Raw genomic sequence first — 26,899 nt, forward strand, 5'->3', positions numbered from 1 at the left:
TATTGCCTTTTCGGCGGTTTTTCAAAGAATGGCAGTATTTCGTTGTACTAAGCTAACTATAATTTGTCCCATTTTTTGTATGTGCAAAAGGGCTCAATAGATTATGGAAGCTTAGGGCCAGCATGTTGCAGAATTTCGAAATGGGAAGGAAGACGGAAATCGATTAGATTAACGGCATCGTGTGCACAAAAGGACGAGAGTTCGGTATCGCTACTCCCTACAATGACAAAGTAGTGGAACTTGCCAAAGAGACCGAAGCAAAAACCAAGTGCCAATATCTTTGATTACTTAAGCCGGTTTGATATGGCATGAAAACTCCGTAAAATCAAACCGGATTTTAAGTTAGGAAAAACAATCGGAGACTAACTTAAAAAGGGGTGACGTGGGGAGGACCTGAAAAAGGCTTAGATTTGGGAGTATCCCACAATTTGTATAAACTCAAGATTGGTGCAAAACAGCAAAAATCTTCAGGAGGCAAATTAGCCGAATATTGGTTTCTTATCAATTCCTAGGTAGCTCTTTTTCAGTTGTGCGAAACTTATTATACGATCGTTTCATGTGAATAAAGTTTATAATTACTGCCGCTATTACTGGAGCAGTGCACATTCCTAAAAATTTGGCATGATTATTGCACCGTAGTATATAAATGCGCAGTGAAATTCGAAAAAGGGGAGATTGTTTTATGACGCTAAGTGTTTTGGGTATTATTGTTTCATTAGGGTTTCTCATTTGGCTGGCCTTGCGAGGATTCCACATCATTGTCCTTGCTCCTGCGGCCGTAGTGATTGTCTCGCTGTTTTCAGGTATGGATCCTTTCGAGGCCCTTGTTGGCCCGTATATGAAAGGCTTTGTCAATTATGCCGGCAAGTTCTATCTTATCTTCCTCGCCGGGTCTGTTTTCGGCAAGTTTATGGAAGACTGTGGCGCGGCTCGTTCCATTGCCCTGGGGATTTTAAAGGTTCTGGGCGCCAAAAGCCAAGAGAAGGTTCTATGGGCAATCGCTATCATTACAATGGTTATGACGTATGGCGGAATAAGCCTGTTTGTCGTCATCTTTGCTGTGTTGCCTATCGCAAGGCCACTTTTTAAAGAACTTAATATCCCTTGGCACTTGTTTGTGGCCGCACTGATTCTCGGCCTGGGCTCCGTCACCATGACTATGCTCCCTGGCTCACCGTCGATCCAAAATATCATGCCTACTAAGTACCTGGGAACTACTGCGATGGCAGGCCCAGTAATCGGTATACTTGCCTCTATCATTATTATAATTTTCAACGTTTGGTATTTCAAAGACCAATTACGCCGCTGCCATGCTCGTAATGAAAATTTTGAAGCTCCGACCAGTGGGATGGTTTCCGGGGAAGAATTCTCTTCGCCTCACGGTCTTCCTAATGTATGGCTGTGTTTACTTCCTCCTATCACAGTATTTATTATGCTAAACGTTTTAAAAATGGATGTTGTCATAGCCCTTTTCGGCGGTGTTATCGCCACCTTAATTCTATTTTGGAAATTCTTTAACAACAAGATGCAAACAATTAATAAAGGCGCCTTGAACGCTGTGGTTCCCATAGTCAACACCTCTGCCGATGTTGGTTATGGAATGGCTATGGCCGCTACTTCGGGATTCGTAGTCATTTCCGACTGGCTACTCAACATGGGCGGGCACCCCATTTTGTCGCTGTCTTTGGCTACTAACATCGTTGCCGGTATGACTGGTTCCGCCTCAGGCGGACTGGGCATCGTTCTAGAGACTCTAAGTGCTAAATACCTGGCTCTGGGTGTCGCTCCCGACCTAATTCATCGTATCGCGGTAATGTCTTCGGGCTGCTTCGACGCTATGCCACACAGCGGTGCCACAATTACCGTTCTTGCTGTCTGCGGCTTGACCCACGCCCAAGCTTATAAGCACTTTTGGTGGGCTCATATCGTTGCGACAGTCCTTGCCCTGATCATTGTTATTCCGATCGGGATCGTGATCTACGGATAACCCTAAGATTTACTACAAAGAGGAAGGTATATGTGTGGCCACTGAAAAAGTCTTAGTTTTATAGACTTCACCAAAAGGGGCTGTCGCGCTAAGAGAGTCCCTAAGATGAACAAAAGAACGGTAACCGGCAGCGGGAAACCGTTCTTTTGTTGTAAAATCAGGTTGTGAAGTCCGAAAAAATACAATCAATTTATACAACAGAAGCAAATGTATATCAACTGGTCATGCCGATGGACATCGGGGAAATGAATCCGGCAGATGATTCGGTGCGGTTGCTCAACGCGGTCTTGGAAAGGATGGTCTATAGAAAATTATACGCCGCGTACTCCCGTCAGGGGAGAATCGAGATCTCACCAAAGCGTCTGTTCAAAATCCTCGTTTACGGCTATATGAACGGCATCTACTCCGGCCGCAAGCTGGAACAAGCCTGCCGGCGAGACGTCAACTTCATGTACCTCTTAGGCCGGGAGAAAGCTCCCGCTCATGCTACGATTACCCGATTTCGCAGCGAACGGCTGGCCGAGGTGGTCGATGACCTGTTCGCCCAGCTTATACGGCGGTTGGCCCAAGAGGGCGAACTGTCTCTGTCGAGCGTATTTATCGATGGAACTAAGCTGGAGAACTGAATCCCGTATAGTCTTAACGGCAGACATTTCACGAGTTTGTTTGGAGGAAGAGGAAAGGTTATATAAGGATGATATTAAAGCCGCCTTAAATTCGCTGGCGAAAGTTCCGCATTAATAATTAACATGAAAAGGCAATATTGCAAATAATTTTAGCAATATTGCCTTTTTGGCGGTTTTGCAAAGAGTGGCGGTGTTTAGTTGCACCTAAGGCTAATTATAATTTACCCCATTTTTTGTATGTGAAAAAGGGTTCAATAGGTTGTGGCATCTGGCAAGTACGCAACTCCATTCATAAGAGTAAGCAAAAAAATATGCTCTTATTATAAAATTGGCATACATTTTGCTTTATATAAGCACATGGACGTAAGCCGGGAGAAGATAGGTATTTCTAAGGATAAATTGTTCGACTATCGGATTTATAATCAGATAAGCGTCCAAATAAATTAGAAAGGATGATTTTTATAGCGACTAAAGTTTTTATCACTGCTGCTCTGACTGGTGCTGTTACCCCCAAGGATTTGAATGAGCACATTCCTACTACACCAGAGGAAATCGCAGAAGATGCGTATAACTGCTGGAAGGCTGGCGCTGCCATCGTGCATTTGCATATGAGAGACGACGTTGGTAGGGGCACCATGGAGCCTGCTAGGTTCAAAAAAACCGTTGAATTATTGCGTGCCCGCAAAGAATGTGATGTGATTATTTGCTGCACCTCCTCCGGAACCTTTGATTTTTCGCAGAGTCGGACGGCTCATTTCAAGTCCATCCCTGAAATTGAAATGGGTTCATATGACATAGGCACCATGAACTGGGGCTGCGCTCAGGTATTCGAAAACTCCCCTCAGTTCCTGGAGGAATTAGCCAAGTGTTATAAAGAGTACGATGTTAAACCTGAGTTGGAAATTTTCGATATGGGCATGATTGGCAATGCCAAGCACTATCTTAAAACCGGTATTCTGGACCAGCCTCTTTACTGCCAGTTTGTTTTGGGTGTTTTGGGTGGTATGGAGTCCACGGTGGAAAACCTCCAGTACCTAGTTAGGCATATGCCGGAGAACTCTAAGTGGTCCGCTTTTGGTATTGGTAAAGGCCACTTACCCATAATGTATGCAGCCTTAGCTCTGGGGGCGGATGGCATCCGAGTTGGTTTGGAGGATAACGTAATGTATTCCAAAGGTGTAAAAGCATCGAACGTGATGCTGGTAGAGCGTGCTATCCGGGTAGTTAAGGAATTTGGCAAGGAGATCGCTACGCCTGCCGAAGCTCGCGAAATGCTGGGTATAAAACCGCTAGTAAGATGAGCGGTGGCCTATGGCCGCACACCGCTAGCAAAAGCCTATAAGAAAGCTAAACCCTATTGAATAGGACCAGGCACAATGGCGTGCTGAAGTTTTAAATATATAGATTGGATGGAGGAGAAAAAAGCGATGAGAACTGCAATATTAGGTTGTGGCGCTATGGGGACGGTTTTAGGTGCATATATGAACAAAAATGGGCATGAAACTATTTTAATAGATAATTATATGGATCATGTCAAAGCATTGAATGAAAGGGGGGCACGTATAATCCGATTTGCGGATTTGACAGTGCCTGTCAGGGCGATTACCCCCGACCAAATGGAAGGCAAATACGATCTGGTATTTCTTTTCACCAAACAGACTGTCAACAAGGAAGTACTGACTCAACTTCTGCCGTTCCTGAATGCCGATAGCACTGTCTGCACACTCCAAAATGGGGTTCCAGAACCAAGCGTTGCCGAAATAGTTGGCAAGGAAAGAACTGTTGGAGGAACAGTACTATGGGGTGCGACCTTTATTGAACCTGGCGTTTCTGAGTTAACCAGTGATATTACTAAAGATAGTTTGTTCGAAATAGGCGAGATGGATGGTGTAATCGGGGATCGCATTAAGAAGGTTGCAAAAGCGCTGGAAAAAATGGGGCCGGTAATCATTACCGATAATTTAATGGGAGCGCGTTGGCTAAAGGTTATGCTTAATAGCTGTTGGAGTGGAATGTCAGCCTCCTTGGGGTGCACTTTCGGAGACATTATTGACAATCCTAAAGCGAGCGCTTGCATGAGTTATATCGCCCAAGAGGCAGTTGCTATCTGCAAAACAGTGGGTTACACAATGCCTCCCTTCTGGGGAAACGATGTGACGCCTATGGGGATCATTGATACAGAAGAAGAATTCAAGAATTCACAAATGATTTTCTATAACATCATCTCAAATAGCATGCGTCCAGCCAAAGCCAGTATGCTGCAAGACCTGGAAAAAGGCAAGCTAACAGAAGTCGGTATGATTAACGGCTTTATTTGTGATGAGGGCAAGAAAGTAGGTATTGCTACACCGTTTAACGACACCGTTGTAAAGGTCGTAAGGGGTATTGAGGCGGGGGATCTTCCAATTAGTATGGATAATCTGAAATATTTCGACGTGCCCCGATTCAAGTAAAAATGAAAAATGGAAGTTTAAAATAGAAGGAGCAAACATGAGGCTGCAAGATAAAGTAGCTATAGTTACGGGCGCAGGCCAGGGAATTGGCCAAAAAATTGCAGTACGTATGGCGAAAGAAGGCGCTAAAGTTGTTGTGGTTGATGTTAATTATGACCTTTGCCATAATGTAAAAGCGGAAATAGAGAAGGCTGGCGATGTAGCGCTGGCAATAAAATGCGATGTATCTAAAAGAGATGACGTCGAGGATATGGTAGCAGAGACAGTAAACAAGTTTGGAACGATTGATATCCTTATCAATAATGCGGGAATTACACGCGATGGAATGATTATGGACCTGACAGATCAGCAATGGGATGCGGTTATGAATGTTGATTTAAAATCGGTATTCCTTTGTTCGCAAACCGTCCTTAAACATATGATTCCTAAGCAGCGAGGCAAAATTATTAATATCGCCTCCATTGCCGGCGAAATGGGCAATGTAGGCCAGACTAATTATGCAGCAGCTAAGGCGGGCGTAATCGGCGCAACAAAATCTTTATCTAAGGAGCTGGCGCGTAAGAACATAACAGTCAATGCAATCGCTCCAGGTTTCATTGAAACGGAAATGACTGCCATTCTTCCAGATAAAGTAAAATACTTCTTTGTTAAACAAATTCCGCTCGCGCGTATGGGAAAACCGGAAGATATAGCGTCTGGCTGTGTTTTCTTAGCATCAGATGAGGCCGATTATATTACAGGTCAGATTCTGCGGATCAACGGCGGTTGGTATGTGTAACTGCGAAGCAGCGAGAGACACATGTTCTCACCGCCTGGGTTACATGCTAGTGGCTGCCCGTTCGATAAAGTGGGCTGAAAGCAAGAAGATGCTTACAGGACTGTTAGCACTTTGCGCCGCGGCCGGTTTAGACGTCTTATTAATAGGTTATTGAATATTTTCATAAGGAATTTGGAGATCCAGTTACGCCCACAACACTAGGCAAAAGATCGGACAAGGTTTTGTTATAATGCGGATTTGGAAGTTTAGTTTAGCATATCCTGATTATAAATTAACGAACGGAGGAGAAAAAATGTTAGAACGAGTATTTATAATAGCAGCCAAAAGAACCGCTATTGGTAAATTAAGTGGTACACTAAAAGACGTAGATCCTGTTGACTTAGCGGCTAATCTTTTTAAAGGGATTCTTGCCGAAAGTCAAATATCACCAGATCAAATAGAACAAGTACATCTTGGATGCTGCACACATTGTCAAGCTAATGAAGGTGTTGCTCCGGTTATTGCTCGTCAAGCTTTAATTAAAGCCGGAATGCCATTATCTGTTGTATCGTCGACTGTAGATAGAGCCTGCACATCTGGTACTTGGGCAGTTAAAGTAGGTTATGATGCAATCCGGTTACGCGAAGCTGATATTGTTCTTGTTGGCGGTACTGAGGTTATGAGTAGGACACCACATCTCGCTAGGGGATTACGTTCGGGGGTAAGGCTTGGAGCTGCTACCTTAGAGGATCCGTTGTATCCCCTTGGGTACAAGGGTTATGAACCTGTTGCGGCTGAGGTCGGCCAGGTCTCCGTTGAATATGGCGTAACTCGAGAAATGCAGGATGCATGGGCTTTGCGTTCTCAGACAAGGTATCAAGAAGCGTTAAAAGCAGGAAAGTGGAAGCAAGAAATCTTACCGATTGAAGTTAAAAATAAAAAGAGCACAGTTACTTTTGAACAAGATGAATTTCCCAAAGCGGACACTACAATTGAAAGCTTGTCATCCTTAAGAACTGTATTTGGAAGCCCGACAGTTACTGCCGGTAACGCACCAGGCCTTAATGACGGGGCTGCTGCTATGATTTTAGTTAGTGAAACCAGGCTTAAGGAACTTGGAATTAAGCCGTTAGCCGAGGTATTAGATTTTGAGTTTGCCGGCGGCGAACCTAAATATATGGGAACTGTACCCGGGACTGCTATAAAAGATCTCTTAAAAAAGAACCAGCTTACGATCGACCAAGTTAGTTGCATCGAAATTAACGAAGCATTTGCAGCAGTGCCACTCTTGTCAAGCATTATTTTGGGAAATAAGGACGATGCTGCAATTGAAAAGATACGCGAAAAAATTAACGTCAATGGTGGGGCAGTAGCAATGGGGCATCCCGTGGGTGCGACTGGTACTAGAATTATTGTTACCCTACTTTACGAATTACAAAGAAGAGGCGGCGGTTATGGGGTTGCATCGCTTTGCGGTGGGTTGGCTCAGGGAGACGCTATACTTATAAAAGTATAGTAAAAGTTAGTCAATTTTATTAACCAGTTTGAAATACAAAAAGAGCACTGTTTTGTGCTCTTTTTGTATTAAGGTGACTAAGATACACGAAAAAGAATTACATTTTAGGAAAGGTCTTTTTAGTATTGGCTATAAGTTATATTTTCGCATTTTTCTGTAAACATTTGATAGATCCAGCTTTAATATTTCTGCGACCTTTGCTGGTGTCTTAAATTGCGACAGGGCATGTTGTATCAACTGTTTCTCACACTGCTCCATGTAGGAACGGTGTGAGAAAGTATCCTCATGGGAAAACGGCAGACGTATTTGTTCCAGCTCATTCTTGCCAACGGTACCCTGTAAAAAACTTTTTGGTACTGTTTCGACCTGTAGGTCTGTATCGGATGAGGTAACGACTATACGCTCTATAAAGTTTTTCAGTTCTCGGACGTTACCAGGCCAGTCATATGACAACATTGTATTTATCAATTCTTCGGAAAGCACCTTCATACGCGTATACTTTTTACAAAAATACTGGAGATAAAAAAAGGCGAGCGGGACAATATCTTCTTTGCGTTCCCGTAGAGGCGGTATGTGGATTGGAACAACACTAATCCGGTAATATAAATCAGAGCGAAAGTTGCCATTCCGGGCTAAGGTTTCCAGATTCTCATTCGAGGCGCATAGCAACCGAAAGTCTATTGGCTTAGCATTAAGGCTGCCAAGTCGTTTAACTGTCCTAGTTTCCAGCACGCGGAGCAGTTTGCCCTGTAGACCTAGGGGCATAGAGTTGATTTCGTCCAGAAAGAGCGTACCCCCGTTGGCTGATTCGATTAGTCCCATTTTGCCTTGGGTGGATGCACCGGTAAAGGCTCCCTTTTCATAACCCAAAAGCTCCGATTCTAGGAGAGTTTCAGGGATAGAGGCACAGTCTATGCTGATAAAGGGTCCCTTACTACGTAAACTGTTGCGGTGAGCGTATTCTGCAAGAACCTCTTTTCCAGAGCCGGTTGGGCCCACGATCAGGATGGAGGCATCTGTTTTTGACACGTTGGCCAACAGTACCAGCAACTCCTTCATCATAGGGCTCTCTGCAATAATGTCAGTAGTGGGTGCTTTTGTAACTAAACTAAAATCTGTACAGTTGTGCGTATTCAATATGCCTGCTTGAACTCGTTGATTCAAATTCTCCATGGATTCGATTATGAAGAAAATGTACTTGATACTGCCATCACTGTTGAAGGTTGGTGTTCCGGAGACAAACAACTGGTGAATTTGGTTAGAATCTTTATCCGTAACGGTCAGCAGGGCCACTACGGGTGCGTTTTTTCGAAGTACCTGTTCCCAGACACCGTTTTTAAAGTAACCCTGCTCCCTTAACTTTGGCATAGAACTATTCATATAAAATTCTCGTGTTTTATTGGCCAGCAGGCCGCAGTAATGATCGTTGACGTAGAGATAATTGCCATTGACATCCAGGACAAAGATCCCTATGTTAGTGTGCTCCAGTATTTCCAAGTAAAAATTGTTATCCATAAGCGCACCCACCATTTAATTATATTATTTAATAATAATATAACGCTATTTTTGCAATATTGCAACTAATTTTGCAATATTGCCTTTTGTAATCTTGCAAAGAAATGGTGGTACTTGATGCAGTATCTCGTCGATATATCTCCGACATTGAAGTTCCTGCCAAGCATACTCAGGATAACTACGGCAAGATTAGCTACTTCCGCTAGCTAATCCACTCGGTATATGTGGATGTTCTTTATAACCCGTCCCCAGTTGCCTTTCCTAGTACCTGGCTATAAATATCGATGTTTATAACAACGTTGCCTAGCCTCCTGCGGCAGTTCAATAAGGTGGCGCCCTCTGCCGCCATCCTGAGAATTTTCTGGCCATGGTGAACGCGCCTTCTGTACCGGCAATAATCCGATAGCCTGCACCAAGTGACCCAAAGTCGACAGTTGTTCATTCCTTGCTCACGCTTTATCAAATATTGGGGCGTAAGTAACGTTTTCTTTTGAAAGTTAAGGTTGCCTGCGAATGTAGGTCTTTTTTATTGGCACAAAGTTTGCATAACATAAAAGTGTTAGGATAGCTCATGGTGGTATCTACAGTTACAGTCCATTCGCTGAAGATAATCGAAGGGAAGAAAGGAGGTGTACCTTAGGTTCCCGTGAGTGGTTTCGAAGTAGGCGTGGGATAAGCTCTCTCAAGAGATATTGAGGCAACACGGTAACTCATTGAACTCATTGTTCCTTACCTTGAGGCTTAGTAAAAAAACAAAAACCTAAGGAGGAAATAATGAAAAAGATTCTCGTAACCCTGCTCGCGTTCATATTTGTGCTGAGCATTGTTGGTCCGGTTTTCGCCGCCCCGGTCAATTCCTTCGTTGACTTACCCGCTAAGCCTTACGTATGAATCTCGCATCCGCTACATGGGTAACGAAGCTTCAACCGTTAAGGGCACGAGCCAGTTTGACTGGCGGCAACGCATCCATCTAGAACGGCGCGGTCAACGACAAAGTCTCCTACACCGCTCGAGGACTAATTAACATATGGTCTTACTGGCAGGTTGCGAGTTTGTTTTAGAGGACGGTTAAACTTGGCTTAAGTTTGCTGGCGAAAGTACCGCAGACAATAGCTGCCGAGAGTGGAGACAAAGAGAGCAAAGACAGCTAAATTAATTACTAGGGAGTGAAATTGATGCCTGTTTTTATCCTGTTATTGGGTATAGTGTTTATTTTTGTTTTGATATCTGTTTTAAGACTCAATGCTTTTTTATCTCTTATGCTTGCTTGCATATTTGTAGGCGTTGCTGAAGGACTGCCGCTTATGAAGGTTATCGCCTCAATTGAAGCGGGTTTAGGGGGTACATTAGGGCATCTTGCTATTATTCTGGGGCTTGGAGCAATGCTGGGTAGGTTGATGTCGGACTGTGGCGCTGCTCAAAAAATTGCTTTGACTTTAGTGAATAAGTTTGGTAGGAAAAATGTTAAATGGGCTATGGCATTGACTGGTTTTATTGTTGGCATAGCATTATTCTGGGAAGTGGCTTTTGTAATACTTATCCCGATCGTATTTACTGTAGCTACTACTGCTGAACTTCCGTTACTAGAGGTTGGACTCCCGGCTTTAGCGGCTATATCAGTAGCTCATTGCTTTTTACCACCACATCCGGGACCGGTTGCCATAGCTAATATTTTCCACGCCAATATTGGTTTAACTTTAGTGTATGGCCTAATAATATCAATCCCTGCGGTATTGATTGGAGGCCCATTGTGGCACAAATTATTTAGAAAATGGTCTATTGAAATACCACAAGGGTTGATTAGTACCAAAATATATAAAGAAGAAGATCTTCCTGGCTTCGGAGTTAGCCTTATTACAGCGATGGCACCAGTAATTCTTATAATTGGATCAATGATAGGTGAACATATTGTTGCCAAAGGCTCAGGGGCTGCTGCTTTCTTCAAATTTATTGGTAATACAGATATTTCTCTATTAATTTCAGTTTTCTTAGCACTGTTTACTTTTGGCCTGCAAAGAGGTAAAAAACTACCTGAGATTATGAGTACCATAGAAGCGTCAATAAAGGCCATTGCAATGATTATGCTTGTTATTGGTGCAGGTGGAGCCTTCAAACAAGTAATAATCGATAGTGGAATAGCGCAATATATAGCCTCGCTAATGGTAGGAGTATCGCTATCACCGTATGTAATGGCCTTTATTGTTACCGCTTTTATCAGGGTAGCAGTTGGTTCATCAACAGTAACGGTATTTACTGCTGCGGGAATTTTAACGTCGTTGGCTGCAATGCCAGAAGTCAATAAAGAACTGTTTGTGTTAACTATTAGTGCTGCTTCTATGTTTGGATTACCTCCTACTGATGCCGCTTTTTGGATGTGTAAAGAATATTTTAATTTAAGTTTTGGGCAAACAGTTAAAGTTGTAACTGGTATGACAAGTGTTATTGCCTTATGTGGGTTGGCTGGAGTATTGGCGTTGAGTTTAGTGATCCATTAAATGTGGGAATATTCGTTTGAGCAAATAGTATTATCTCAAGTTAAATAATATCGCATTCCTTAAGCAACATCGTGATTCATCTGAAGAGTATTATTTAAAATAATATAACACAAAAAGGCAATATTGCAATTGTTTTTTGCAATATTGCCTTTTTGGCGGTTTTGCAAAGGGTGGTGGTATTTCGTTGCACCTAAGGCTAACTATAATTTATCCATTTTTTTGTATGTGCGAATGGGCTCAATAGGTTGTGTCATCTAGCAAGTACGAAACCTCATTCATAAGAGTAAGCAAAAAAATATGCTTTTATTATAAATTTGGCATACATTTTGCTTTATATAAGCACATGGACGTAAGCAGGGAGAAGGTAGGTATTTCTAAGGATAAATTGTTCGACTATCGGATTTATAATCAGATAAGCGTCCAACCGAATTTAGAAAGGATGATTTTTATATCGACTAAAGTTTTTATCACTGCTGCTCTGACGGGTGCTGTTACTCCAAGGATTTGAATGAGCACATTCCTGCTACACCGGAGGAAATTGCAGAGGATGCCAAGTAGGCTGGCCGCACACCACTAACAAAAGCCTAAAAAGCCTATATTAGGAAGCTTTGCAAAACCACACCTTGTTGAATATGGTGGCACAGGCACTACTTGGTGTGGTGGCGTTTTATACATATAACGTGAAAAATCCCCGCAGAATCTGACTGATAGGAAACAGCAAAGCACGCCCCCGGCAAAACAGGTGCGCAGAGAGACGGTGATGTCAATTAGTGTATCACGTTAAGCGGATATGGAAATATCCCGTTCAGTAGCAATATCTGGCGGTTCCTCCAAAGCCTTTCGTATAGCGTCGTCGGGGATGACTACACCAAGCTTGGAGAGTTGCCTGATGTGAGAATTGATCTTCCTCTCGCGGTTGAATTGAGTGTAGTAGTGCGCGCCGAGGTCTTTGAACTCCACGCCTGAGAGAACAAAGAAAATCGCACGCCATTGAGTGGGCAACCGCCATTGTTGCCCGGTTTTTACCGCGATGAGAAGCCAACCGCTGGTATTGTGCGCTAAAAAATGAATATTTGCTCTTCACCGCCGACTTTGCACACTGGGTGAGCGTTGATTTGAGTGTTTTGTTGCCGTGAGTTGTCCTGCCGCTTTTGCGTTTACCGGCACTCTCGTTGTTACCCGGAGCGGTGCCTGTCCAGTTGGAAAACGCATGCTGATTTCGGAAATGGCTCATAGCAGTCCCGGTTTCCGCGATAATCTGCTCCGCGCTAACAATACCGATGCCTGGACCATGGCCGGAAGCGATTCCTGTTCAAAAATGTTGTACAGCGGTTTCCAGTATGAGCCGATACTCCCCATAGCGACCATCTGGCAACCATTAGCCTTGAGTCACGCGACTATCTCGCGTATCTCACCTGTCGTTGTTAATTACCGCATAGCGATATAAAAACATTCCCAACGCTTTTCGTTCACTGTGGTGCCGTCCAGGCGTGGGGTATAGGAGGAAATTCAGAAAATGGAACAAACTAATATTCGTGCCGTTGCCTGTGTAGGCGTCGGCGTCATAGGAGCCAGCTTTGCCCTCCAATTTGCCTGGAAGGGTTATCCCGTGACTCTCTGCGATGTGGCCCAGGCTGCTCTGGAAGGGGCAAAAAAGAATGCCCGCGAAAACCTGAACGTTCTGATTGAAAACGGGATAATTACTGCAGCAGAGGCGCTGGAAATCGAAGGACGCATGACCTACACCACCGACTTGGCTGAGGCGGTGAGGAACGTGCAATTCATTCAGGAGTCCGGTCCGGAAAATTACGGGATGAAGCAACCCCTTTTGGCCCAGATTGAGGCGTATACCTCACCGGACACGGTCATTGCAACGTCTACCTCAGGCCTGCTCGTTACCAAAATTGCAGAGCAGATGGTTCACCCGGAACGCCTGATTGGAGGTCATCCCTATAATCCTCCCCATTTGATTCCTTTAGTTGAGGTGGCGAAAGGGGAAAAGACGAAGGACTGGGTGGTCCAAAAGACATGTGCGTTTTACAAGTCCTGTGGCAAAGAGCCGGTGGTTTTAAACAAAGAGGTATCCGGCTTCATCAGCAACCGTCTGCAGGTGGCCGTCTATCGTGAGATCATCGACCTAGTGCAGAACGATGTGTGTTCTCTGGCGGATGCCGATAGGGCTTTGCTCTATGGCCCGGGGCTCCGTTGGGGGATCATGGGTCCTAGTATGATATTTCACCTCGCCGCTGGAGAGTTGGGAATCGGCGTGACGATGGAACGTCAGCGCGAGTCCCTCGATGAACGGCTTAAAGATATGGCCGCGTGGAAGCACTTCCCAAAAGAATTGGCAGAACTGACCGCCAACGGTATCCAGGAGGCCTTGAATCAGCGTACTGAAAAGGAGGGCCGTACTATTGATAAAGCTAGGGTTTACCGTGATAAGATGCTGTTGGAACTTCTGAAGCTGCACAATAAATTGTGATGCAAAACTAATTATTTGAACAATTTTGCGGGTCGGGTCAATGTTGCTGTGTGGGTAGCATTGATTACATGATCATTCAAATTGGGTTGATGCTGTTCGTAAAAGCGTTTACCAGGCGAACTTAATAACACAAGAGCAGGCTAAGGCCAACACCAATGTCGCTTAGTTCAATAACCCCATAAATACCGGCAAAAGCCAGAGCAATCCCGCTTCCTATCTCACCAATAGAATTAAGGAGGATGAAGATGTCTAAAGTTACCACAATTGAACAAACGGTCAAAGATGTCCATGCGGGTATGACCCTGATGATTGGTGGATTTCTAGGCGTAGGAACACCTGAACTGTTTATAGATGCCCTAATTGACAAAGGAATTAAAGATCTTACCATTATCGCCAATGATACGGCGTTTCCTGATAAAGGCGTAGGGAAGCTCGTAGTCGAGGGGCGGCTGAAAAAGGCAATTGTTTCTCATATTGGGACAAACCCTGAGACAGGGCGGCAAATGAACACTGGCAAGCTTGAGGTTGAACTTGTTCCACAAGGAACGCTTGCAGAACGTATCCGTGCCGGTGGTGCCGGATTAGGTGGTGTACTAACGCCAACTGGTCTCGGGACAATAGTTGCCGAAGGAAAAACTGTTATTAACGTGGATGGGAAGGATTTTCTGCTGGAAAAGCCCTTGCAAGCTGATGTAGCCCTAATTAAGGCGCATACAGCTGATACCGCAGGAAACTTGATTTTCCACCGCTCAGCTCGCAATTTTAACCCACTGATGGCGATGGCGGCCAAGGTCGTTATTGTTGAAGCAGAAAACATTGTTGATGCGGGCCAAATTGACCCAGATCAGGTAATGACACCTGGAATATTAGTTAACTACATTGTCCAGGGGAGGCGGGAGTAATAATGGATGCAAAAACAATTATTGCTAAACGGGTAGCTCGGGAATTTATGGACGGGTACATCGTCAATCTAGGAATTGGTATCCCCACACTAGCAGCAGATTTCCTGCCAGAAGGAGTAAGCGTTATCATCCAATCCGAAAACGGATTTGTAGGCTTGGCGCCAATAGAGGGATCGCTTGACCCCGATCTTGTAAATGCAGGTGGTAAACCTGTTTCGATTATCCCCGGTGGTGCTGTGTTTGACAGCGCGATGTCTTTCGCTATCATTCGGGGCGGACACGTGGATGCAACGGTTCTTGGTGCGTTAGAAGTTGACCAGGAAGGAAATCTCGCCAACTGGATGGTACCGGGTAAATTGGTGCCAGGTATGGGTGGAGCAATGGATCTTGTATCAGGAGCCAAGACGGTCATTGTTGCGATGGAACATACCGCAAAAGACGGAAGCCCTAAGATATTAAAGAAATGTGCCCTGCCTCTCACGGGGAAAGGGGTCGTGAACCTGATCGTCACCAATCTATGCGTTTTTGCCGTAACCCAGACGGGACTGCTGCTTAAAGAAACCGTCCCGGGCGTCACTGTGGATGAAATTCGCGGCAAGACTGCCGCAGACTTTACCGTGGCCGAGGATTTGTGCACCATGTCCATCCAGTAAAGCGGGACCACCGTCTGTAATATATTGTATAAAAGAGGTTGTTTTCAATGGGAGAAGCAGTAATCGTCAGTGCCGTACGGACAGCCGTCGGTAGTTTTAACGGAAGTTTAGCCCCCTTTTCCGCCGTGGATTTGGGAGCCGTGGTCATTAAAGAAGCCTTGATCAGAGCTGGTATTAATGGCGATGTTGTAGATGAAGTTCTATTCGGCAATGTGCTCCAGGCTGGTCTGGGGCAGAACCCAGCTCGCCAGGCAGCTATTAAAGCGGGCCTGCCGGTAGAAGTGCCAGCTCTGACGGTCAATAAAGTTTGTGGCTCTGGACTCAGGACTGTTAACATGGCCGCCCAGGCCATCATGGCGGGAGATGCGGAGGTTATGGTAGCAGGCGGCATGGAGAGCATGACCAATGCACCCTATGTGTTGGACAAAGGTCGATGGGGACTGCGCATGGGCGATGGGAAACTGGTGGATGTCATGATTAGAGATGGATTGTGGTGCGCCAATAACGATTACCACATGGGAATCACAGCAGAAAACGTGGCGGAACAATATGGTATCACCCGGGAAGCTCAAGACCAATTGGCATTTGAATCCCAAACCAAGGCTGCTGCCGCCATTAAACGGGGGGATTTCAAAAAAGAAATTATTCCTGTAACCATCAAGACCAAGAAAGGCGAAGTGGTGTTCGATACGGATGAATATCCCAAAGCAGGTACTACGCTGGAAAAACTGTCTGGCCTTAAACCGGCGTTCAAGAAAGACGGCACCGTAACTGCGGGCAATGCTTCCGGTATCAATGATGGGGCTGCGGCACTAGTTGTCATGTCGGCGGCTAAGGCTAGCGCATTGGGCCTCAAGCCGCTGGCTCGCATTCGTGCCTATGCTTCCGGCGGGGTGGATCCCAGCATCATGGGAATTGGCCCTGTAGCCGCGGTGCGGAAAGCATTGTCAAAAGCTAATCTTACGGTGAGTGATCTGGACCTTATTGAGGCAAATGAGGCCTTTGCTTCACAATTTTTAGCGGTGGGGAATGAACTCGGCTTTGACAAGGAGAAAGTCAATATCAACGGCGGCGCTATCGCCATCGGCCATCCTATCGGCGCCAGCGGCGCCCGCATCCTGGTGAGCCTGCTCCATGCCTTGGAAGCACGGCAGCAGAAAATCGGTTTGGCCACTTTGTGCATCGGCGGCGGCCAAGGTGTTTCCACCATCATTGAGCGTATATAAGCGCTATTTATAAGTGGTATTACAATCAATTGAGGGACCAGCCCCTTAGGTGGTTGGTTTTCAATAAGCAAACACAAATTTAGGGGGATTTAAAGTGCATTTTGAATTATCAGAGGACCAAAAAATGATGCAGAAAATGGTGAGAGAATTTGCCGAGAAGGAAGTAGCTCCTGAAGTGCATGAACGGGATGAGAAACATTTCTTCGACCGTGAAATAGTGGATGCCATGGGAGATATGGGCTTTAACGGTATTTGTTTTTCCGAACAATACGGTGGTGCGGGCGGTGATTATCTAAGCTATATCCTTGCGGTGGAAGAATTATCTAAAGTGGACGATGGCGTTGGAGTTACGTTGTCGGCAACCGTTTCGCTCGGGGCTTGGCCGATTTACGCCTATGGCACCGAAGAACAAAAGCAAAAGTATCTTCGCCCCATCGCCGAGGGGAAACACATGGCTGCGTTCGGCCTAACTGAACCAAATGCCGGCACTGATGCCGCTGCCCAACAGACAGTGGCAGTGGTGAAAGGTGACAACTATGTGATCAATGGGAGTAAAATTTTTATCACCAATGGCGGGGAAGCCGAGACCTACGTGATCTTTGCTATAACTGATAAGTCCAAAGGACTTAAGGGAATCTCGGCTTTCATCCTGGAAAAAGACATGCCAGGTTTTACCTTCGGCAAGAAGGAAGAGAAGATGGGGATTAATTCTTCCATCACCATGGAACTCATTTTCCAGGATGTAAAAGTACCAAAAGAAAATCTGTTGGGCAAAGAAGGGGAAGGTTTTAAAATTGCCATGACCACCCTGGATGGGGGACGAATTGGCATTGCAGCTCAGGCGTTGGGAATTGCTCAAGGTGCTTTGGACCATGCGGTTAAATATTCTAAGGAGCGCGTGCAATTCGGGAAACCTATTGCCAGCAACCAGGCTATCGCCTTCATGCTGGCGGATATGGCAACAGAAATTGATGCAGCCCGGTTATTAACATATCGTGCGGCCTATTTGAAAGAGAATGGACTGCCTTACTCCAAAGAGGCGGCCATGGCTAAATTGTATGCCTCTGATGTGGCCATGAAAGTTTCCACTGATGCGGTACAGATCTTCGGTGGTTACGGCTACAGCCGGGAGTATCCGGTAGAGCGCCTCATGCGCAACGCCAAGATCACCCAAATCTACGAAGGTACCAATCAAGTACAACGCATGGTTATATCCGCCGCATTATTGCGCTAGAAGACTAACCTGAGGCAAGAGGTATACCAAAGAAAACAGCGCTTAATTGTTGCGGTAGACGCATATCTCATTGAGTGAGAAAGCAGAACTGCCGCAACGCTAAGCTTGGCAAAAGATGATGTGCCAAGAAAATATACTGGAAAAACTGTATGCTGGTCATTTTGTAGGAGGTTGTAAAATGGAAATTATTGTATGTGTCAAGCAGGTGCCTGACACCACGGAAGTGAAAATCGACCCTGTAACGAACACTCTGATTCGGCAAGGCGTGCCTAGTATTGTCAATCCCTTCGACAAGAATGCAGTGGAAGCGGCATTGCAATTGAAAGATAAACACGGTGGCAAAGTCACAGTTATCTCCATGGGCCCGCCACAAGCAAAAGATGCACTGAAAGAATGTCTGGCCATGGGAGCAGATGCGGCAATTCTGGTGAGCGATCGGGCTTTTGGCGGCGCAGACACTTTGGCCACCAGCTACACGTTGGCTGCGGCTATTCGCAAACTGGGCAACTATGATATCATCTTCTGTGGCAAACAAGCCATTGACGGCGATACTGCCCAGGTCGGGCCGGAGGTGGCGGAACATCTAGGTATCGCCCAGCTTACCTATGTAGCAAACATGCTGGTGGAAAAAGATACACTGCGGGTGGAACGAGAGCACGAAGATGGCTACGAGATTATCAATGCAAAGTTTCCGATCCTGATTTCCGTCATCAAATCGTTGGCCTATGAACCACGTTTCCCCTCGGTAAGAGGGACGATGAAAGCCAATCGGACGGAAATTCCCGTTTGGACAGCGACTGAACTCGATGTGGAAGAGCAAAAACTAGGACTGAAAGGGTCGCCTACCCAAGTGCGAAAAATCTTCACCCCACCCCAGCGCACTCAAGGGGTCACCATCCAGAAGGACACAGCCCGGGAAGCGGTGGCTGTGTTGATGAAAAAACTATCGGAAGCAAAAATCGTATAAGGTAGGGGAAATAGACAATGGCAGTAGTTATAAACAAAGAAGAATGTATTGGCTGCAGCGCTTGTGTGTCGGCCTGTCCGTTCGGGGCCATCGAAATGCAGGATAGCAAAGCTATTATCACAGATGCTTGTACCCAATGTGGTGCCTGCATCGATATCTGTCCGGTTGCGGCAATTGTCCGGGAACAAGAAGCTAAAGTCGTGGGGATGGACAAAAATGATTATAAAGACGTCTGGGTGTACATCGAACTCGCCGAAGGCCAGCCCCGCAACGTCAGTTTAGAATTATTGGGAGAAGGACGAAAACTGGCAGACGCCATGGGACAAAAACTGGCGGCTGTGCTGATTGGTGGCAAGGTAGAAGGCGTAGCCAAGGATCTTTTTGCTAACGGTGCCGATCAAGTGTATCTGATAGAGGCACCGGAACTGGCCCATTACACCACTGACGGCTACACAGCGGTGGTTACCGACCTGATCAACAATTACAAGCCGTCCGTGATTTTGCTGGGAGCCACCAATGACGGCCGCGACTTAGGACCTCGAGTCGCCTGCCGAGTAGGGACCGGCCTCACTGCTGATTGCACCGACCTAGGCATCGATGAGGCTACCGGCCTGGTCGCTTGGACACGTCCGGCTTTCGGCGGCAACATCATGGCCACCATCCTGTGTCCGGAACATCGTCCCCAGATGGGCACCGTCCGTCCCTCGGTCTTCAAAAAGCCGGTGCCGGATGCAACGAAAACCGGTGAAATCATTCGGGTGGAGAGCGTGGCTAAGGCCGAAGACATTCGAACCAAACTGATCGAAGTGATTAAGGTATGCACCGGTTCCTGCAACCTGGAAGAAGCGGAGATTATCATATCCGGTGGACGGGGGATGGGTAAGCCCGAAAACTTCTCCCTTGTCGAAGACCTGGCGAATGTGCTGGGGGGGAGCGTCGGTGCATCCCGGGCGGTTGTCGAAGCCGGCTGGAAGCCACATATGCATCAGGTGGGACAGACAGGCAAGACCGTTGGGCCTAAAATTTATATTGCAGCGGGCATTTCCGGCGCTATTCAGCATGTAGCAGGCATGTCATCGTCGGATGTTGTTATCGCCATCAACAAAGATCCCGATGCCCCAATCTTCAGAATGGCTGACTTCGGTATCGTGGGTGACGTCTGTGAAGTATTGCCTCTATTGACAGAGGAATTCAAGAAAATTAAACAGGCATAAGAAAGTAACGATGTAGTTATAATTGGAATATTCAGATCAGTTAGCATAAGGAGGGCGGCTATGGAAATCAAAACAGTACTGGTAATTGGTGCGGGGCAGATGGGTAGTGGTATTGCGCAGGTTATGGCGGAAGGTGGCCTGATTGCGGGATATCAAGGAAAAATTTGTTTAAAAAGGCATAGCCGGCATCGCTAAGAACTTGGCCAGAGCGGTCGAAAGAGGAAAAAATTCCGCTGACGATCAAGTGGCTATCTTGCAGCGGATCAATGGAGTGGTGGATTTAGGAGTAGCCAGTGTTGAAAAAATTGATTGTGTAGCGAAGCTTGGTTTTGCCCAGCCCACGGGGCCCTTGGCCTTGTCTGATTTAATCGGCAACGATACGGTTCTATCGATAATGGAAGTTCTATATAACGATTTTAGTGATCCTAAATATCGTCTGCCCGTTGCTGAAAAAATGGCCCCGGCAGGCTACCTTGGCGTAAAAAGGCAAAGGCTTCTATGACTATAATGCTAAATAATGAAACGAATACGGGGTGCGAATGATGACCGATTATGAGAACGTGCTATTCGAGAATTATGATGGGGTAGGGCTGATTACGATGAATCGGCCCCAAGCATTAAACGCGCTAAATGCTGCCACGTTAGCAGAATTGGACTGCTTGTTGGACGATGTTGCCAAAGATGCAGCGGTAAAAGTGGTGATTATCACCGGTTACGGTGATAAAGCGTTTGTAGCAGGGGCTGATATCACTGAGATGCGACCTATGTCGGCCCTGGAAGGACGTAATTTTGGCAAATCCGGGCAGCGTGTATTTAACAAGTTGGAAAACCTGCCACAGCCTGTGATTGCAGCCGTGAATGGGTTTGCCTTGGGCGGAGGCTGCGAATTAGCGATGGCCTGCGATATTCGCATTGTCTCTGACAAAGCCAAGTTCGGACAGCCGGAGGTTGGTCTGGGTATTACCCCCGGCTTTGCTGGCACACAGAGACTAGCGCGGCTGATTGGCAAGGGTAGGGCCAAGGAACTGATTTATACCGCTGACACGATTAATGCCGATGAGGCTTTCCGCATTGGTCTAGTTAATAAAGTTGTACCGGCAGAACAGTTGATGGATGCGGCTGGGACGATGGCGCGAAAAATCATGTCGCGTGGGGCGGTAGCTGTGCAGTTGAGTAAGGCTGCTATTAATGAGGGGTTAGATGTCGACTTTGAGAGTGGACAGGCCTACGAGGCAGAAGTGTTCGGGCTGTGCTTTTCCACAGCGGATCAAAAAGAAGGCATGGCTGCTTTTATTGAAAAGAGAAAGGCTGCTTTTCTTGGGAAATAATTAAATCCAAATGGCAAAGTAAAGGATGCGAGTAGGGCGAAACGTGTCATTGGTGCGATGGAATATACCGCTAAGATGGCCGTACTAAAGGATACTGGAATATGCACTCTGCCGCTCACCTGGAAGGGCGTTGTTGACTTTATTATCACTAACTTGTGTGTGGTGACTGAAACCGGGCTTGTTATGAAGGCAATAGCACCCGAGGTTACGGTGGACGTTATAAGAGCGAAGACTGATGTGGATTTTACAGTTGCATCTGAGTTGTAAACTATGAAAGTAAAATAGGATTTAGTTCAGATAAATAATGACGGTGAGTTCATTTCATAATAAACAAACAGCGATTGGAAATGAGAGATAAATGTATGAAAGAGAAAGATGAGACGCATTTAGAACATTTTATTTATACACTGCCTTATTTTAATAGTTTATCAATCAACAAAGATGTCGGGGTAACGGTAACAGACCTGGAAAAAATCTTATTATATATACCAGCAAAGAATTTGGATATGAGGGCACGTGCCGGGGATCCGATACCACCGGGTTCCGCGATGGCACAGGCCATAAAAGAAAAAAGGCGAGTAGTAAGACGAGGGGATAAAACACTGTTCGGAATGCCCTATATTGCCGCTTGCTGTCCAATATTTAATGAGACAGGGGCGGTTATTGGCGGTATATCTGTTGCTGAATCGATAGATTGTCACCGCCGGGATATAATTGACCCATAGAGCCGAAAAGAAATTGACCCACACCAAAATCATAAGCTACCATGGGGATTGACAAGATCACCAGGAGGTAGCAAATGTTAAGGAGTGGGCTAATACTTATGATACGGCAAAAAGCTTTGGCGGGTCAATCCCCGTATACAATTGGCAAAGAATTAGGTATATCGAAAAATACGGCAAAGAAATATGCTGCCGGTGATACAGGACAGCACCGGCTGAAAGGTCGGACAAGGCCTTCTAAACTCGATCCATTTAAGTCCATAATCGACGAAATGGTACAAAACGGCATATTCAACTGTGTAGTAATCTATGAACACCTACAAAACCTTGGTTATACAGGCGGCATTACCATCCTTAAGGACTATGTGAAGGACATGCGTCCAGCAAGGAATTCACCGGCGGTAAGGCGATATGAAACCCCTCCCGGTAAACAGGCTCAGATGGACTGGGGCATCACTCACTACCTGGATGAGCATGGCATCGTTCATAAAACGCCGGTATTCGTGATGATCATGGGTAGCTCAAGAAGTAAGTATGTGGAGTTCACGAAACGCTGCGATTTCTACAGCCTGCTTCGCTGCATGGTAAACGCCTTCGAATATTTCGGCGGTGTTCCCCAGGTTGTTCTCACTGACAGGATGAAGACAGTCATTGATGGCAGCGAGGCCGGCAAGCCGCTCTGGAATAAGCGCTTTGAGGATTTTGCCGCCGATATGGGCTTCCTACCAAAAGTTTGTCGGCCGAGAAGGCCTCAGACTAAAGGTAAGGTAGAACGGCTTGTGGACTATGTAAAAAACAACTTCCTTCCAGGCAGACAGTTTCTGGATGTTGACGACCTGAATCTTCAGGCACTGGAGTGGTGCCGTAAAGTGGATAGCAAACCACATGGTACTACGGGCGAAATACCACTTCATGCTTTACAGAAGGAGCCGCTCCTGCCTCTACCGGATAAAGCGGTTCGCGATAACTATCGCTGGGAACTGCGAAAAGTGACGCGCGATGGTTTTGTCAGCTTTGATGGAGCTAAATACGGCGTACCTTGGCAGTATAGCGGACGTGAAGTCAGAGTGCGAATTTCCGGTGACAAATTTGAGGCTTATGACGGCGAAGTGAGAATCGCCCATCATAAAGTGGTATATACATCGGGCAGAATCGTCTGGCTCAAAGGCCAGTATGAAGGATTGGCAGAAAGAAATGGGATGGCAGCCCCGTTTTCGTATGCGAAGCAGACGGACAACCCGACGGTTGAAATCAGGCCGCTCAGCTTGTATGACAGGGTTGCCGGGGTGATCTGATGATAGAACTGGAACACACCCGTGACCTTTTAAAAGAACTGGGACTTAGCACGGCATCTGAGCTGCTGGATGCACGGCTTGAGGCTGCGGCTCACAGTGAACTAACTTATTTATCATTCCTCGGAGGGCTTCTCGAAGTAGAGAACGCCGAGCGTAAACGGCGCAGCGAAGAAACAAGGATGAAATTATCTCGTCTTCCGCACCGTAAAACACTGGATGATTTCGATTTCAACTTTCAGCCAGGCATAGATAGCAGACAAATGAAAGAACTGGCAACACTAGCCTTTGCGGCACGGCGAGAAAATGTAGTGTTTCTCGGTCCGCCTGGTGTGGGTAAGACCCATCTTGCCGTTGGCCTGGCGGTTGAGGCGCTCAGAGCAGGCCTCACAGTATATTTCGTCAGCTTGGCTCAGCTCATTGCTGATTTGAAAAAAGCCATGCTGACCGGTAAACTGGACCGGCGATGGAGGGTCTACACAAGGCCAGCCATACTGATCATTGATGAGGTTGGGTATGCGCAGCTCGACCGCGAGGCAGCGGAGTTAATGTTCCAGCTAATCTGCTCACGCTACGAGAAGGGCAGCATAATACTTACTAGCAACAAGTTCTTTAGCGACTGGGGCGAATTAATGAGCGACACCGTAATTGCAACGGCCTTGCTGGACCGGTTACTGCATCATGCCCATGTCATCAACATTCGCGGAGACACTTATAGACTCAGGGATAGATTGAAGACCGGCGTAAAAACGGTGCCACCGGCTGACATCCATGCAGCGGACAAACCGGCGATATCTTGATCGGCGGTTACGGGCTCCGGCGTTTTTACTTCCGGCGAGTGGGTCATTTTTCAACCGGCGATTCGGTCATTTTTAATCCGGCGTTGACAAGATATGCAAGATGCAATGAAAGATATGGCAGTTTCCATGCGTGATAACATTAGCACGATAGCCAGTACTTCTGAGGAAATATCCGCTCAGGCTGAAGAGATTGCAGCTATAACAAGTAGTTTAGAGCAGGCTTCGTTGCAATCACAGGAGAGAGTAAAGGAAACTGATAAGATAATAGGGCTTATTAGAAGTATTGCTGCGCAAATAAATCTCTTAGGTCTTAATGCCGCAATTGAGGCTGCCCGGGTCGGCGACGCTGGGCGGGGATTCGGCGTGGTAGCTGACGAAATACGCAAACTAGCGGCTAACAGCGCTGATTCAGTAAAGAGTATAGATGAAATCATACAAGTGATTCAGAGCGATAGTATTCGGTCCCATACACAACTGCAGCATGTGAAAGAAGCGGTAAATCAGATTGCGGAAGCAATAACGGAAGTAGCCAAAAATGTTCAACAGACTGTTCCCGTTGCGCATCAACTTGATGAGATGGCCGACAAACTCAGCAATGAAGGTAAATAGCACAGTTGCAGCAATTGTTGAACGACTATGAACACGGCAGCAGAAGACCGGTTTGGCCACCCTGTGCGTAGACGGCAGACAGGGGCGATGGTGCTAGGAGATTGGTGTGTCACCGAGTTGCGGTTATAACTGAAATCGGTAAGACTGCTGCAGTTTTTACCGTAGCAGCGGATCGGTGTACTATGACCATCAACTGTTTGTCTAATGGACTTGGTTCAACGTAGCAGTGCCGAGATAAGACATAATTGCATAAAATCTTTCTCGGCCTGGTTATCGTCGTATTTAAGAGGGGTGGAATTATGAATACTTATGCAGAACAATATCAATCCAAATTAACGATTCCGAATCAGATCGCAGCTCAGATTCAATCCGGCCAACATATTTTTACTGATATTGCACTTTCTCAGCCCAAAGCAATTAGTGATGCTATTGGCGTTCGCGTCGCAGTCGAAGGACTGACCGGTGTCATTATGAACACAATGCTGGATTTGTACCCCATGCCTTGCTATCAGTCCGAAATGGCAGGTAAACTGACCGGCATTTCCTGGTTTTCTAGTGCCGGAGCACGTAAAGCTATTAATAACGGTTACGGTGATGTTTTACCCGGTTATTATCGTGACTTTCCCCGTGTTATACGTGACAATCTGGATATAGACGTCTTCTGTGCTGCTGTCGCTCCGATGGACAAACACGGCTATTTCAGCATGAGTACGGTCGGATCCCTGAGCAAAGCACTGATTGGAAAGGCAAAATATATCTATCTGGAAGTGAACAAAAATCTTCCGCGTTCCCTGAGCGCCCCGGTTATTCATATCTCTCAGGTCAATGCATTATGTGAAAGCACCATGCCCTTGATCTCTTTTCCGCCTACGAAAATGAATGAAACAAGCATCAAGATTGGTGAACTGATTGCAAATGAAATTCCCAATGGGGCAACACTGCAGCTCGGTATCGGTACTATTCCTGAAGCAGTCGGTCTGGCGTTGAAAAGTAAGAAGAATCTCGGCATCCACACGGAAATGTTTACTGACAGTATGATTGAATTGATTGAATGCGGCGCTGTTGACAACAACTGCAAGCCGATTCATCAGGGAAAATCTGTAACTACTTTTGCTCTCGGCTCTCAGCGTATTTACGATTACATCGACGACAATCCGGCAATCGAAGTCCTGCCGGTAGATTACGTCAACGATCCAGCAGTTATTGCGCAGCATCCGAATTTCATATCTATCAATTCTGCACTGGAAGTGGACTTCTATGGGCAGGTCTGTGCTGAGTCGGTGGGCACAAATCATGTTTCCGGTACAGGAGGTCAGCTAGATTATGTCCGTGGTGCTGTCCAGTCCAAGGGCGGCCAGAGTTTTCTTGCATTCTTTTCTACTGCGAAAAATGATACCATCAGCAAAATCGTTCCGACTCTGACCTCGGGCGCTATCGTATCCACCGGTAAAAATGACGTCGATAATATTGTGACTGAATATGGTATCGCTCGTCTACGCGGGCGCTCCCTAAGTGCTCGTACTAAAGCATTGATTGCAATTGCACATCCGAAATTCCGCGACGAACTAATTTTTGCCGCTAAGAAGATAAATATAATAATATGATTGCATCGTATTATTCAGACCGCAGACAAAAAGGCACTTTACGCAAAAGGAAGGTGCCTTTTGTCAATGAGTTGAAGCAAGGAGATAAAAAAGCAAGTTTTACCGACTAACACGGTGGAGGGTTTTCACCCGGATGCTGCGCAAATATACCAAGACCATTTACCCCACCGACGACTCTGTCAGAAAGTCTGTTTTCCTGTCAATACAGGAAATTGCTAAAAAATGGAGTATGCCTATCCGTGATTGGGGTATCTAATAGGGCAGCTCATGATGTTTTTCGATGACAGGTTCCAGCTGTCCTGCGTTAGTTAATTGCTGGGGGCGCTGCCCCGGACCCCCGAGGTTTATCGTTTTTGTTTTCCAAGGCGGCGATAAACAAGGCGACACTCTCAGGAGCATCGCCGCCACACCTAACCTGATGCATCGCTCGGGTCGCACCTCTGCGTTGCCCTATCCTGTACATCAGTAAAAGCATGAGTTAGCTTACCCAATATTCTGAATGATTATTCCATTTGCA

At 46.2% G+C, this 26,899-nt stretch carries 25 protein-coding genes and 1 pseudogene; 23 read left to right on the plus strand and 3 right to left on the minus strand.

What is annotated here, in order from left to right; all coding sequences use genetic code 11:
* Positions 1-646: 646 nt before the first annotated feature.
* The 6 genes from SPTER_RS07920 to SPTER_RS07945 all read left to right on the plus strand — a co-directional run bounded on the left by SPTER_RS07920 (position 647) and on the right by SPTER_RS07945 (position 7,339).
* Entirely contained in the window at positions 647-1,987 is a 1,341-nt protein-coding gene (locus SPTER_RS07920) for a GntP family permease (protein WP_144349900.1), read from the plus strand.
* 224 nt (positions 1,988-2,211) lie between these two features.
* On the plus strand, positions 2,212-2,613 hold the full coding sequence (locus SPTER_RS07925; RefSeq protein WP_211367520.1) for a transposase: 402 nt from the start codon (positions 2,212-2,214) through the stop codon (positions 2,611-2,613).
* Between the two features lie 452 nt (positions 2,614-3,065).
* Positions 3,066-3,914, plus strand: a complete 849-nt coding sequence (locus SPTER_RS07930; protein WP_170233202.1) for a beta-keto acid cleavage family enzyme — start codon at positions 3,066-3,068, stop codon at positions 3,912-3,914.
* 108 nt (positions 3,915-4,022) lie between these two features.
* Positions 4,023-5,066: a ketopantoate reductase family protein gene (locus SPTER_RS07935; protein WP_211367521.1), complete on the plus strand. Its 1,044-nt coding sequence runs from the start codon at positions 4,023-4,025 to the stop codon at positions 5,064-5,066.
* Positions 5,067-5,103: 37 nt separating this feature from the next.
* On the plus strand, positions 5,104-5,844 hold the full coding sequence (gene fabG / locus SPTER_RS07940; RefSeq protein WP_144349901.1) for a 3-oxoacyl-[acyl-carrier-protein] reductase: 741 nt from the start codon (positions 5,104-5,106) through the stop codon (positions 5,842-5,844).
* A gap of 292 nt (positions 5,845-6,136) precedes the next feature.
* Positions 6,137-7,339, plus strand: coding sequence for a thiolase family protein (locus SPTER_RS07945; protein ID WP_170233203.1), 1,203 nt, complete (start codon positions 6,137-6,139; stop codon positions 7,337-7,339).
* A gap of 129 nt (positions 7,340-7,468) precedes the next feature.
* Here SPTER_RS07945 and SPTER_RS07950 read toward each other — a convergent pair whose 3' ends face one another.
* Positions 7,469-8,854, minus strand: coding sequence for a sigma-54 interaction domain-containing protein (locus tag SPTER_RS07950; protein WP_170233204.1), 1,386 nt, complete (start codon positions 8,852-8,854; stop codon positions 7,469-7,471).
* 1,175 nt (positions 8,855-10,029) lie between these two features.
* Here SPTER_RS07950 and SPTER_RS07955 point away from each other — a divergent pair.
* The gene (locus SPTER_RS07955) at positions 10,030-11,349 is read left to right on the plus strand and encodes a gluconate:H+ symporter (protein ID WP_144349906.1); all 1,320 of its coding nucleotides are present in this window, start codon (positions 10,030-10,032) and stop codon (positions 11,347-11,349) included.
* A gap of 805 nt (positions 11,350-12,154) precedes the next feature.
* Here SPTER_RS07955 and SPTER_RS25870 read toward each other — a convergent pair.
* Positions 12,155-12,583 (minus strand): transposase, encoded by a 429-nt coding sequence (locus SPTER_RS25870; protein ID WP_425474347.1) that lies wholly within the window; start codon positions 12,581-12,583, stop codon positions 12,155-12,157.
* A 282-nt stretch (positions 12,584-12,865) separates the two neighbouring features.
* On the opposite strand from SPTER_RS25870, the gene SPTER_RS07965 reads away from it, so the two are divergent.
* Positions 12,866-13,831 carry a 3-hydroxyacyl-CoA dehydrogenase family protein gene (locus SPTER_RS07965; RefSeq protein ID WP_144349908.1) on the plus strand — a complete coding sequence of 322 codons (966 nt, stop codon included), beginning with the start codon at positions 12,866-12,868 and terminating at the stop codon, positions 13,829-13,831.
* Between the two features lie 121 nt (positions 13,832-13,952).
* Here the strand turns inward: SPTER_RS07965 and SPTER_RS24660 are convergent, their stop codons facing one another.
* Entirely contained in the window at positions 13,953-14,093 is a 141-nt protein-coding gene (locus SPTER_RS24660) for a hypothetical protein (RefSeq protein ID WP_170233205.1), read from the minus strand.
* Here SPTER_RS24660 and atoD point away from each other — a divergent pair.
* The 15 genes and pseudogenes from atoD to SPTER_RS25875 all read left to right on the plus strand — a co-directional run.
* A complete protein-coding gene (gene atoD / locus SPTER_RS07970) occupies positions 14,077-14,733 on the plus strand; it encodes an acetate CoA-transferase subunit alpha (RefSeq protein ID WP_144349910.1) in 657 nt (218 codons plus the stop codon). The genes SPTER_RS24660 and atoD overlap by 17 nt on opposite strands.
* 2 nt (positions 14,734-14,735) lie before the next feature.
* Positions 14,736-15,386: a 3-oxoacid CoA-transferase subunit B gene (locus tag SPTER_RS07975; protein WP_144349912.1), complete on the plus strand. Its 651-nt coding sequence runs from the start codon at positions 14,736-14,738 to the stop codon at positions 15,384-15,386.
* A 47-nt stretch (positions 15,387-15,433) separates the two neighbouring features.
* Positions 15,434-16,612 carry an acetyl-CoA C-acetyltransferase gene (locus tag SPTER_RS07980; protein ID WP_144349914.1) on the plus strand — a complete coding sequence of 393 codons (1,179 nt, stop codon included), beginning with the start codon at positions 15,434-15,436 and terminating at the stop codon, positions 16,610-16,612.
* A gap of 94 nt (positions 16,613-16,706) precedes the next feature.
* On the plus strand, positions 16,707-17,846 hold the full coding sequence (locus SPTER_RS07985; RefSeq protein WP_144349916.1) for an acyl-CoA dehydrogenase: 1,140 nt from the start codon (positions 16,707-16,709) through the stop codon (positions 17,844-17,846).
* 178 nt (positions 17,847-18,024) lie between these two features.
* Entirely contained in the window at positions 18,025-18,813 is a 789-nt protein-coding gene (locus SPTER_RS07990; protein ID WP_144349918.1) for an electron transfer flavoprotein subunit beta/FixA family protein, read from the plus strand.
* A 17-nt stretch (positions 18,814-18,830) separates the two neighbouring features.
* The gene (locus SPTER_RS07995) at positions 18,831-20,027 is read left to right on the plus strand and encodes an electron transfer flavoprotein subunit alpha (protein WP_144349920.1); all 1,197 of its coding nucleotides are present in this window, start codon (positions 18,831-18,833) and stop codon (positions 20,025-20,027) included.
* Positions 20,028-20,087: 60 nt separating this feature from the next.
* Positions 20,088-20,222: a hypothetical protein gene (locus tag SPTER_RS25605; RefSeq protein WP_281289507.1), complete on the plus strand. Its 135-nt coding sequence runs from the start codon at positions 20,088-20,090 to the stop codon at positions 20,220-20,222.
* Positions 20,223-20,271: 49 nt separating this feature from the next.
* Positions 20,272-20,529, plus strand: a complete 258-nt coding sequence (locus SPTER_RS25285) for a 3-hydroxyacyl-CoA dehydrogenase family protein (RefSeq protein ID WP_246105528.1) — start codon at positions 20,272-20,274, stop codon at positions 20,527-20,529.
* A 40-nt stretch (positions 20,530-20,569) separates the two neighbouring features.
* Positions 20,570-21,355, plus strand: a complete 786-nt coding sequence (locus SPTER_RS08005; protein ID WP_144352806.1) for a short-chain-enoyl-CoA hydratase — start codon at positions 20,570-20,572, stop codon at positions 21,353-21,355.
* Between the two features lie 362 nt (positions 21,356-21,717).
* Positions 21,718-22,080 carry a hypothetical protein gene (locus SPTER_RS08010; RefSeq protein WP_144349922.1) on the plus strand — a complete coding sequence of 121 codons (363 nt, stop codon included), beginning with the start codon at positions 21,718-21,720 and terminating at the stop codon, positions 22,078-22,080.
* A gap of 74 nt (positions 22,081-22,154) precedes the next feature.
* Positions 22,155-23,372, plus strand: a complete 1,218-nt coding sequence (gene istA, locus SPTER_RS08015) for an IS21 family transposase (RefSeq protein WP_144349234.1) — start codon at positions 22,155-22,157, stop codon at positions 23,370-23,372.
* Positions 23,372-24,169, plus strand: a complete 798-nt coding sequence (gene istB, locus SPTER_RS08020) for an IS21-like element helper ATPase IstB (protein ID WP_144349924.1) — start codon at positions 23,372-23,374, stop codon at positions 24,167-24,169. The genes istA and istB overlap by 1 nt, the downstream gene beginning before the upstream one ends.
* 126 nt (positions 24,170-24,295) lie before the next feature.
* Positions 24,296-24,778 (plus strand): methyl-accepting chemotaxis protein, encoded by a 483-nt coding sequence (locus SPTER_RS08025; RefSeq protein ID WP_281289508.1) that lies wholly within the window; start codon positions 24,296-24,298, stop codon positions 24,776-24,778.
* 299 nt (positions 24,779-25,077) lie between these two features.
* A complete protein-coding gene (locus SPTER_RS08030; RefSeq protein WP_144349928.1) occupies positions 25,078-26,382 on the plus strand; it encodes an acetyl-CoA hydrolase/transferase family protein in 1,305 nt (434 codons plus the stop codon).
* 105 nt (positions 26,383-26,487) lie between these two features.
* Positions 26,488-26,694: pseudogene (locus SPTER_RS25875) on the plus strand (IS256 family transposase); the annotation flags it as partial.
* Positions 26,695-26,899: the final 205 nt, after the last annotated feature.

This window comes from Sporomusa termitida, assembly GCF_007641255.1.
Classification (GTDB): Bacteria; Bacillota; Negativicutes; order Sporomusales; family Sporomusaceae; genus Sporomusa; species Sporomusa termitida.

Excerpts from the sequence above, each read along its gene's own strand:
- istA (WP_144349234.1), top strand. The coding sequence starts at position 22,155 with ATGTTAAGGAGTGGGCTAATACTTATGATACGGCAAAAAGCTTTGGCG.
- SPTER_RS08025 (WP_281289508.1), top strand. The coding sequence starts at position 24,296 with ATGCGTGATAACATTAGCACGATAGCCAGTACTTCTGAGGAAATATCC.
- atoD (WP_144349910.1), top strand. The coding sequence starts at position 14,077 with ATGTCTAAAGTTACCACAATTGAACAAACGGTCAAAGATGTCCATGCG.
- SPTER_RS25605 (WP_281289507.1), top strand. The coding sequence starts at position 20,088 with ATGGAAATCAAAACAGTACTGGTAATTGGTGCGGGGCAGATGGGTAGT.
- SPTER_RS08010 (WP_144349922.1), top strand. The coding sequence starts at position 21,718 with ATGAAAGAGAAAGATGAGACGCATTTAGAACATTTTATTTATACACTG.
- SPTER_RS07975 (WP_144349912.1), top strand. The coding sequence starts at position 14,736 with ATGGATGCAAAAACAATTATTGCTAAACGGGTAGCTCGGGAATTTATG.
- fabG (WP_144349901.1), top strand. The coding sequence starts at position 5,104 with ATGAGGCTGCAAGATAAAGTAGCTATAGTTACGGGCGCAGGCCAGGGA.
- SPTER_RS07965 (WP_144349908.1), top strand. The coding sequence starts at position 12,866 with ATGGAACAAACTAATATTCGTGCCGTTGCCTGTGTAGGCGTCGGCGTC.
- SPTER_RS07935 (WP_211367521.1), top strand. The coding sequence starts at position 4,023 with ATGGAGGAGAAAAAAGCGATGAGAACTGCAATATTAGGTTGTGGCGCT.
- istB (WP_144349924.1), top strand. The coding sequence starts at position 23,372 with ATGATAGAACTGGAACACACCCGTGACCTTTTAAAAGAACTGGGACTT.
- SPTER_RS07945 (WP_170233203.1), top strand. The coding sequence starts at position 6,137 with ATGTTAGAACGAGTATTTATAATAGCAGCCAAAAGAACCGCTATTGGT.
- SPTER_RS25870 (WP_425474347.1), bottom strand. The coding sequence starts at position 12,583 with ATGAGCCATTTCCGAAATCAGCATGCGTTTTCCAACTGGACAGGCACC.
- SPTER_RS07955 (WP_144349906.1), top strand. The coding sequence starts at position 10,030 with ATGCCTGTTTTTATCCTGTTATTGGGTATAGTGTTTATTTTTGTTTTG.
- SPTER_RS07920 (WP_144349900.1), top strand. The coding sequence starts at position 647 with ATGCGCAGTGAAATTCGAAAAAGGGGAGATTGTTTTATGACGCTAAGT.
- SPTER_RS07980 (WP_144349914.1), top strand. The coding sequence starts at position 15,434 with ATGGGAGAAGCAGTAATCGTCAGTGCCGTACGGACAGCCGTCGGTAGT.
- SPTER_RS08030 (WP_144349928.1), top strand. The coding sequence starts at position 25,078 with ATGAATACTTATGCAGAACAATATCAATCCAAATTAACGATTCCGAAT.
- SPTER_RS07995 (WP_144349920.1), top strand. The coding sequence starts at position 18,831 with ATGGCAGTAGTTATAAACAAAGAAGAATGTATTGGCTGCAGCGCTTGT.
- SPTER_RS07930 (WP_170233202.1), top strand. The coding sequence starts at position 3,066 with ATGATTTTTATAGCGACTAAAGTTTTTATCACTGCTGCTCTGACTGGT.
- SPTER_RS07990 (WP_144349918.1), top strand. The coding sequence starts at position 18,025 with ATGGAAATTATTGTATGTGTCAAGCAGGTGCCTGACACCACGGAAGTG.
- SPTER_RS07925 (WP_211367520.1), top strand. The coding sequence starts at position 2,212 with ATGCCGATGGACATCGGGGAAATGAATCCGGCAGATGATTCGGTGCGG.
- SPTER_RS08005 (WP_144352806.1), top strand. The coding sequence starts at position 20,570 with ATGACCGATTATGAGAACGTGCTATTCGAGAATTATGATGGGGTAGGG.
- SPTER_RS07950 (WP_170233204.1), bottom strand. The coding sequence starts at position 8,854 with ATGGATAACAATTTTTACTTGGAAATACTGGAGCACACTAACATAGGG.